This is a genomic window from Belnapia mucosa, from assembly GCF_016775475.1.
In the GTDB taxonomy this organism is placed as follows: Bacteria; Pseudomonadota; Alphaproteobacteria; order Acetobacterales; family Acetobacteraceae; genus Belnapia; species Belnapia mucosa.
Genome location: NZ_JAEUXJ010000052.1, coordinates 1 through 8120 on the forward strand (window position 1 = coordinate 1; position 8120 = coordinate 8120).

The 8120-nt window shown below is 66.0% G+C and carries 4 protein-coding genes and 2 pseudogenes; 4 read left to right on the top strand and 2 right to left on the bottom strand.

Features of this window, described 5'->3' with window-relative positions; all coding sequences use genetic code 11:
• The first annotated feature begins 323 nt into the window (after positions 1-323).
• Entirely contained in the window at positions 324-1439 is a 1116-nt protein-coding gene (locus JMJ55_RS30050) for a YeiH family protein (RefSeq protein ID WP_202829286.1), read from the top strand.
• 8 nt (positions 1440-1447) lie between these two features.
• On the opposite strand, the gene JMJ55_RS30055 is transcribed toward JMJ55_RS30050, so the two are convergent.
• Positions 1448-2356 carry a LysR family transcriptional regulator gene (locus JMJ55_RS30055; protein WP_202829290.1) on the bottom strand — a complete coding sequence of 303 codons (909 nt, stop codon included), beginning with the start codon at positions 2354-2356 and terminating at the stop codon, positions 1448-1450.
• A 271-nt stretch (positions 2357-2627) separates the two neighbouring features.
• On the opposite strand from JMJ55_RS30055, the pseudogene JMJ55_RS31400 reads away from it, so the two are divergent.
• Positions 2628-2780 (top strand): annotated as a pseudogene (locus tag JMJ55_RS31400) (transposase); the annotation flags it as partial.
• A 359-nt stretch (positions 2781-3139) separates the two neighbouring features.
• On the opposite strand, the gene JMJ55_RS30065 reads toward JMJ55_RS31400, so the two are convergent.
• On the bottom strand, positions 3140-6400 hold the full coding sequence (locus JMJ55_RS30065; protein WP_202829288.1) for an efflux RND transporter permease subunit: 3261 nt from the start codon (positions 6398-6400) through the stop codon (positions 3140-3142).
• Between the two features lie 466 nt (positions 6401-6866).
• Here JMJ55_RS30065 and JMJ55_RS30070 point away from each other — a divergent pair, with 466 nt between their 5' ends.
• Together JMJ55_RS30070 and JMJ55_RS30075 are read left to right on the top strand one after the other, a co-directional pair.
• Positions 6867-7715 carry an SDR family oxidoreductase gene (locus JMJ55_RS30070; RefSeq protein ID WP_202829289.1) on the top strand — a complete coding sequence of 283 codons (849 nt, stop codon included), beginning with the start codon at positions 6867-6869 and terminating at the stop codon, positions 7713-7715.
• A 301-nt stretch (positions 7716-8016) separates the two neighbouring features.
• Positions 8017-8120 (top strand): annotated as a pseudogene (locus JMJ55_RS30075) (IS481 family transposase); the annotation flags it as partial.

Sequence of the window (8120 nt, forward strand, 5' to 3'; positions counted from 1 at the left end):
CAGTTCACTCCAAACGAATGCCGAAGCTACTTCACCGCCGCAGGCTATGAGCCCGAATGATCGGATGCTGCTCTAGCTGCCAGCCGCTCGTCTGCAGCGGCAAAACTGCAAAAGCCCCATGGCCTCCAACTGAAGCCATGGGGCTTTTCGCGTTTCTGGTCCGTGCCGGCGGCACGGCAGTTTGCCGAGCCATTGGGGCAGGATGACCGCAGCGCGCTGATGAAACCAAATTGATCTGTCTAGGAGATTTAATCGATCAGAAACCAGCGTTAGAATGATTAATGCGCAGGCTCCACCTGGCACCCAGTGCCAAGGAACCTGCCATGCTCGCCGTGCCCCTGAATTTGGCGCCCAAACTCGTTGCCAGCACCAACACCGCTCCTGTACGCCGCACTGGTCTAGGGCGGCTTCTCCCCGGCCTGCTGCTCTGCATTGGTGTCACCCTTGCGGCGATGGCGCTGGAGCACGCCGAGGTAGCATTGTTCGACCGTGCCTGGCTGGAGGCACTCGTGCTGGCCATCCTGCTCGGTGCCGCCCTGCGCACAGCGTGGACACCAGCCGCCCGTTGGCGGCCCGGCATCGCGTTTGGCGCCAAGACGCTGCTCGAGATCGCGGTGGTGCTGCTCGGCGCCTCGGTCAGCGCCGCGACCATTCTGGCGGTCGGCCCCGTCCTAGTGCTCGGCATCGTCGCGCTTGTCGCGGTCACGGTCTGCGGCGGCTATGGCATCGGCCGGCTGCTCGGGCTGCCGCGACGCATGGCGATCCTGGTCGCTTGCGGCAACGCCATCTGCGGCAACTCGGCCATCGCCGCTGTCGCGCCGGTCATCGGCGCCGATGGCGACGAGGTCGCCTCCTCCATTGCTTTCACGGCCGTGCTCGGGGTCCTGGTCGTGCTCGGGTTGCCGCTTCTGGTGCCCGCGCTCGGGCTGACCGTCATGCAGTTCGGCACGCTGGCCGGCCTTACCGTCTATGCCGTTCCGCAGGTCCTGGCGGCGACGGCGCCGGCCGGCGCGCTGGCCATCCAGATCGGCACCTTGGTCAAGCTGGTGCGGGTGCTGATGCTCGGCCCCGTGGTGCTGGTGCTGTCGCTGCTGACGCCCTGGCTGCGGGAGGAGGCGGACAAGGTGCCGCATCTCATCACTGGGGATCGCCCAACTGCGGGCCGGCCGCCGCTGCACCGGCTGGTGCCCTGGTTCATCCTGGGCTTTCTGGCGCTGGCCACCCTGCGTTCGCTCGGCCTGGTGCCTCAGGCCGTGCTTGAACCGACCGCTGCCGTGGCGAGCGCGCTGATGGTGATCTCGATGGCCGCGCTTGGCCTCGGGGTCGATGTGCGGGTGGTGGCGCGGGCCGGCGGACGGGTGACCGCGGCAGTGATCCTGTCCCTACTGGCACTGGGTGCGCTCGGCTTCGGGCTGATCCGGCTGCTTGGCATCGCCTGACCGCTACCTCAGGGCCGGACGCGGATATCCGGGCGCGTATCACCGATCAGCGCGAGCAGCGCCTCGGCGGCGCGGCTGAGACGGCGCTCCCGGTGGCGCAGGACATGGAAGGCGCGCTCGGGCAAGGCGAGCTTCACCTGATGCAGCAGCCCGGCCTCGAGGCTCGGCACCGCGACAGAGGCTGAGATTACCGTCGCCCCCATGCCGGCCTCAACCGCGGCACGCACCGCCTCGTTTGAGGGAAGTTCGAGTGCGACCCGCAGGCTGCCAGGCGCCACCCCCGCCGCCGCCAGCGCCGCCTCGAAGGCCGAGCGCGTGCCAGAGCCGGGCTCGCGCAGCACCCAGTCGCCCCCTTCGGCAGCCTCCTTCAGCGTAAGCTCGGAGGCGGCGACCCAGGGGTGGTCGGGTGCGACAACCAACACCAGCTGGTCGGTCGCGACCGCCTGGCTGGTGATCTGGCCATCCTCCACCACCCCCTCGACGAAGCCCAGCTCCGCCAGCCCCTCATGGACGGCGGCAGCCACCTGGGCGGTGTTGCCGATCGCCAGCCGGATCTCGATGCCAGGATGGGCCCGACGGAAGGCGACGAGATGGCGGGGCAGCCAATAGCTCGCAATGGTCTGGCTGGCATGCACCGAAAGCGAGCCGCGCACCAGCCCGCCAAGCTCGGCCAGGATCAGCTCGGCTGCCGCGGCGCGAGCCAGCACCGCCCGTGCCTCTACCAGAAAGCGGCGCCCGGCTTCGGTAAGCTCGATGCCGCGGCCCACCCGGTCGAATAGCCGCACGCCATGCCCGGTCTCGATCGCCGCGACGGCGGCACTGGCGGCCGACTGCGCGATGTTCAGCGCCTCCGCAGCGCGCGTCACATGTTGCCGCTCCGCCACCGCTACGAAGATGCGAAGTTGCTCCAGGGTTATCCTCATCGAGAATGAGAGTACAGGATGACATGCCATGGCCGAAGCCGTGCGCGATGATCGGCGCATGTCTCCCCTGGCACGATCGGCCTTGCCGAAATACTGCGCCGCTCACGATGGAGTGGGTGCGGCACTGCCAAGTTGGTGGCCGCTGCCCGGCGAGAGTAGGACACCCGGGCACGTGACGGCATGCTCAGCTCCTCACGGCAGCGGCGGCACGGGCTGGGGCACGATCTGGCGCCAACCACTCCCGAAGCTTCGACCAGCGCCGGCGTTGACAATCACCACCGCGCTAACCTTGCGGGCGGTGTTCCACTTGGCGCTGCGCAAGACAGAAGGTTTAACCGATGCCATTCTCGTCCTCCTCGACCTCGCCGTACCCGACCATATCACCCTGAGCCGCCGGGCCGAGACGCTGCGGGTGCCGAGGAGCGGGACACGCCTAACCGACCAATGTTTGCAACAAGCTGGGTTCTGGCAGTAAAGCGGCCAGCAATCCGTGAAAGACAGGCTCAGCGGCTTCGCGCTCATCCCGGCCATCACACAGCGATCAAGCGCATCCTAAATGCAGGCGTCCCTTCAGCATGGATAGCCGGGAGCGCCGGCCGTCTCAGTCTAGGCAGGCAAGAAGAACCAGCAACGTCGCTGCGCAAGCCCGCGGTGATCTTAGAGCGTTGTGCGCTCGTCACCGCCAGGATGGAGTCCAATGGGGCTCGGGGCGGCGGTGAAATCAGTGTGCCACATGGGCGACCGATTGGTAGGTCGGCATGCAGCGCGCCGCCATCGTCAGGGCCGCGGCCGATCGCGGACGAGGCTGCCTGGCCTGGCCGATGGCGCCATCGTCCGGGCTAGGCTCTCGAGTACGAGATAGAAAGCAGGTACGGTGTAGAGCGTCAGCAGCTGCGACACCGCCAGTCCACCGATGATGGCGATGCCGAGCGGCTGTCGCAGCTCCGCCCCTGGGCCGCTGGCGAGCGCCAGGGGAACAGCACCGAACAGCGCCGCGAGGGTGGTCATGAGGATGGGCCGGAAGCGTTGGCGGCAGGCCGCCAGGATCGCCTCCCGGGCGCTCTGCCCCTGCTCGCGCTCGTTCCCGATGGCGAAGTCCACCAGCATAATGGCATTCTTCCCGACGATGCCCATCAGCAGGACCACACCAATGAAGGCGATAACGCCGAAGGGCGTCCTTGTCGCCAGCAGAGCGAGCAGCGCGCCGATGCCCGCGCTGGGCAGGGTCGAGATGATGGTGACCGGATGGATCAGGCTTTCGTACAGCATGCCAAGCACGACGTAGATCGAGACCACCGCGGCAATGATCAGCAAGCCCTGGCTAGTCTCCTGCCTCTGGAATGCGCGGGCGTTGCCGACGAATTCGCCGCGTACGCCCGCCGGCATACCGATCTCCAGTTGTGCGCGCTCTATAGCTGCCGCGGCATCGCCGAGGCTGACGCCATCGCGCAAGTTGAAGCTGATGGTCGTGGCCGGGAACTGGCCCTGGTGGTTGATCGACAGCGGCGCCGCCTCGCGCTCAAGCCGGGTCAGCGAGGCCAATGGAACAAGCTGGCCTCTGGCGCTTGGTACATGGATGCCGTCGAGTTGTGTCGGATCTTGTGTGAGCCTCGGATCGATTTCGAGCACTACCCGGTACTGATTGCGGTCGCGGTAAATGACGCTGACCTGACGCTGGGCGAAGGCGTTGTTCAGGGCCGCGTTGATGGCCAGAATGGAAACCCCTAGTCGCGACGCTTTCTCCCGATCCACTACGAGGCGGGAGACCAGACCGCTGCCCTGATCGTCGGAGCCGACATCGGCCATCTCCGGCAGGGTCCGTAGCTTGCGCAGCAGGGCCTCGGACCAGGTCCGCAACTCATCCAGATCGGGTGTCAGCAGCACATACTGGTAGCTAGCGCCGCTTATGCGCCCGCCGATGTTGACGTCGGAGACCGGCCCTAGCGAGACCCGCGCGCCGACGATGCTGCTCAATGGCCCTCGCAGCCGGTCCATGATCGCTTCCGGCGTTAATCCTGGGCGGTCGTGGTGCGGCTTGAGTGAGACGAACATCAGCGCCCTGTTCAGCATGGTGCCCGTGCCGCTGCCGATATAAGCGCTTACGCCCTCGATAGCGGGATCGTCTAGCAGCACCTCTACGACCCGGTTCTGCAGCCGCACCATCTCCGGGAAGGAGGTGTCAGGCGCCGCATAAAGGTAGCCGGACATCAGGCCGGTATCCTGCGCCGGGAAGAAGTCCTTTGGCACGATGAGGTAAAGCCAGACTGTCAGGCCGGTCAGGCCGGCGGCTAGGGCCACCATGCCGCTACGGTAGCGCAGCAGGAAGGCAAGGCTATGAAGATAGCCGCGCAGGATCCACTCCATCCCGGTTTCGATGACGAGGTCGAAGCGGCTGGGTGGCGGCTCGATCCGGTGGGCGAGATGCGCAGCTGCGGCAGGCGTCACGCTCAAGGAGATGACAGCCGAGAGGGCGACAGTGACGGCCAGCGTCACCGAAAATTCGCGGAACATGCGGCCAACCACGCCGGGCATGAACAGGAGCGGGATCAGCACCGCGATCAACGACGCGGTGATGGACAGCACGGTGAAGCCGATCTGCCGCGCACCCTCCAGTGCGGCCTGGGTCGCCGAGAGGCCACGCTCGCGCTGTCGGGTCACGTTCTCGACCGTAACAACAGCGTCGTCGACAATGAAACCGACCGAGATGGTCAAGGCCATCAGAGTGAGGTTGTTGAGCGAGAACCCCAGCAGCCAAATCACCGCCAGCGTGCCGAGCAGCGAGACCGGCACCGCGACGGCAGTGGCCAGGACGGCAGCGCGGCGGCGCAGGAAGAGCGCCACGACACCAACGACCAAGGCGATGGCGATGAGCAGGCTGTGCTGCACCTCGGCCACGCTGGCGCGGATGGTTTCCGATCGGTCCCGCAGAGTGGTGATGGTGATGCCGGGAGGAATCCAGCGCTCCAGGCCAGGCATGATCACCCGGATGGCGTCCACCACCTCGACGGCGTTCGCGTCCGGCTGCTTGGAGACAATCAGCAGGATGGCTGGGCGGCCGTTGAAGGTGCCGGCCTGTCGGCGGTCGCGCACGCCCTGGCTCACCCGTGCCACCGCGTGGAGGTATACGGCCGCGCCGTTGGCCGCCTTGACCACCACGCCGGCGAAGTCCTCCGGCGTGGTGAGCCGGTCGTTAACCTCAATGGCGGCCGCCTGGTCCCGGCCGTCCAGTAGCCCGGTAGGCTGGGTGACATTGGCGCGGGCGATGGCGGTGCGGATGTCCTCAAGCGAGACGCCGGCGGCAGTGGCAGCCGCGGGGTCTACTGCGACCCGCACCGCCGGCTGCTCCGACCCAGTGATGGTGACCTGAGCCACGCCGGGCACCTGGGCGATGCGCGGCGCGACGACGCTGTCCACCACATCATACATGACGTCGGAGGCGACTGTATCCGAGGTTATTGCGAGCAGCAGCACCGGCGGGTCCGCCGGGTTGGCCTTGCGAAACGATGGCGGATTGGGCAGCCCCGGCGGTAGGTCATGGCCCGCAGCGCCGATGGCGGCCATCACATCCCGGGCCGCGTCTTCCACACGCCGTGACAGATCGAACTGCGCAACAATATTGGCGCCGCCCACCGTGGAGGAGGAGGTAAGCTCGGTTAGACCGGCGATGGCGCCTAGCCGGCGCTCCAGCGGCGCGGCGACGCTGGATGCCATTACCGCCGGGTCAGCGCCCGGCTGAGCCGCCATGACAACGATGGTCGGCTGGTCCACGCGTGGTAACGGCGCGACCGGCAGGCGGAGATAGGCCACCGCGCCGAGCAAGGCGACGGCGATGGCTAGCAAGGCCGTGGCAATGGGCCGGTGAACAAAGGGGGCGCTGAGACACAGCCCCGCCGGCTGGCGGGAACTCCCGGCCAGGGACTGCGGCGGCGAAGTGCCGGACCGAGTTTCCTGCGGCGCCGCCCCGCTATCCGGCGGCTGCTCCTCCGCGCCGCTAAGCGGCGCGACGGCATTCCTGGCTGGCCCGCGCGGTTCCTCCATTGGCGGCCTTCCTTTGCCTCAAATCAAATCTGGCGGCCTCACCTGCGGCAGCGAGGGCCTACAGCACGCCAGAAAGCACCTACTTCAGCCATTCCCCATCGCTCGCGGTGGGCTGGTGCTGACGGCTGCGGCACCCGACATCGCGGCATGAGCCTGCCGTCCCCCGACCAGAGGCCGCCCGCGAAGCTGAAGATTACCATGCCGCACTGCCGACCGGCTGAGGACCATCCGGTTGCGGATGGCGATTGGCCGCGAGTTGGATGAGCGAAGCATCACGACACCCATCAACATCGACATCACCCTCGGGATGCCACTGGCCGAGGCGACTTCCCTGCAGACATGTCCAAACTCGCCACCTACTCGGCTTGGTCGCTTCGTGCCAACCAGCTTGCGGGGCTGCAGAATGTCGAGACAGGAACTTCTCGAGATTCCCGAGCTTGTCGGCTCCTTGTAAGGAGGAAGCGACATGAGCCAATCGAACCAAGAGCAGATCCAGCCTCCCGGAACCGAAGCGGAAATGACGCCTCAGGCGGATCACGGAGAGAAGAGCTACAAGGGCTCAGGCAAGCTCAGCGGGCGGACGGCAGTTATTACCGGAGGTGATAGCGGAATTGGCAGAGCCGTGGCCATTGCTTTCGCTCGTGAGGGTGCGGACGTTCTGATCAGCTATCTGAACGAACAAGAGGACGCGGATGCCCGTGAGACTGCCCGCTACATCGAGGAGGCAGGCCGCCGTTGCGTGTTGGTGCCGGGTGACATCGCCGATGCGGCCCATTGTCGTGCAGTCATCGATCGAGCTGTTCGAGAATTCGGCCGCATTGACATCCTGGTGAACAACGCCGCCTTCCAGCGCACCTACGAATCGCTGGAGGAGATCCCGGACGAGGAGTGGGATTACACCTTTCGGACAAACATCGAGGCCATGTTCCACCTTTCCAAGACTGCGGTCCCTTATATGCGGCCAGGGGCGTGCATCATCAACACGACCTCTATTCAGTCGGATAAGCCTAGCTCCATGCTCCTGGCCTATGCCTCGACCAAGGGTGCCGTCTCCAACTTCACCGCTGGCTTGGCCCAGATGCTAGGCAGCAAGGGCATTCGGGTGAACGCGGTTGCGCCAGGGCCAATATGGACGCCGTTGATCCCCTCCACCATGCCGCCTGAAAAGGTGCAAAGTTTCGGCAAGGATACGCCCCTGGGTCGCGCAGGCCAGCCCAAGGAGTTGGCAGGGATCTATGTCCTGCTCGCCTCTGACGAAGGCAGCTACATGACGGGCGGCATCTACGCCGTAACCGGTGGCATCCCGCTCTTATAGCGGGTTAGCGGATGGGTGGTACGGTAGCTGGTTTTCCAGTCGCCGCTGTCAAGCTGAACGATGGTCAGCACCGCCGGGCCCACGGTCATTTCCAGGGGCCGCCGCACCATGGTCTTGGGTAGCTTTGGGCGGCCAATGTGGTTTCGCCATCGCCGACCGCGGCGGCGGGCATACCCGGGGTCGGGCTCATCCTCACCGTTGTCCCGGCGCGGAGGAACTCGCCCGGCCTATAGTCGCGCCCTGGGAAGCTGGACTAGATGTTTGATGGTGCAGTCTTCCAGCAGGCGTGGAAGGACGCGCTATGGGCCAGTTTCACCATGGGAGCGCCACAACGACAGCGGCGATCCGTCGAGCGATACAGCATAGTCAAGAGAGCCTGAGAGGGCTCGCCAAGCGCTACGGGAT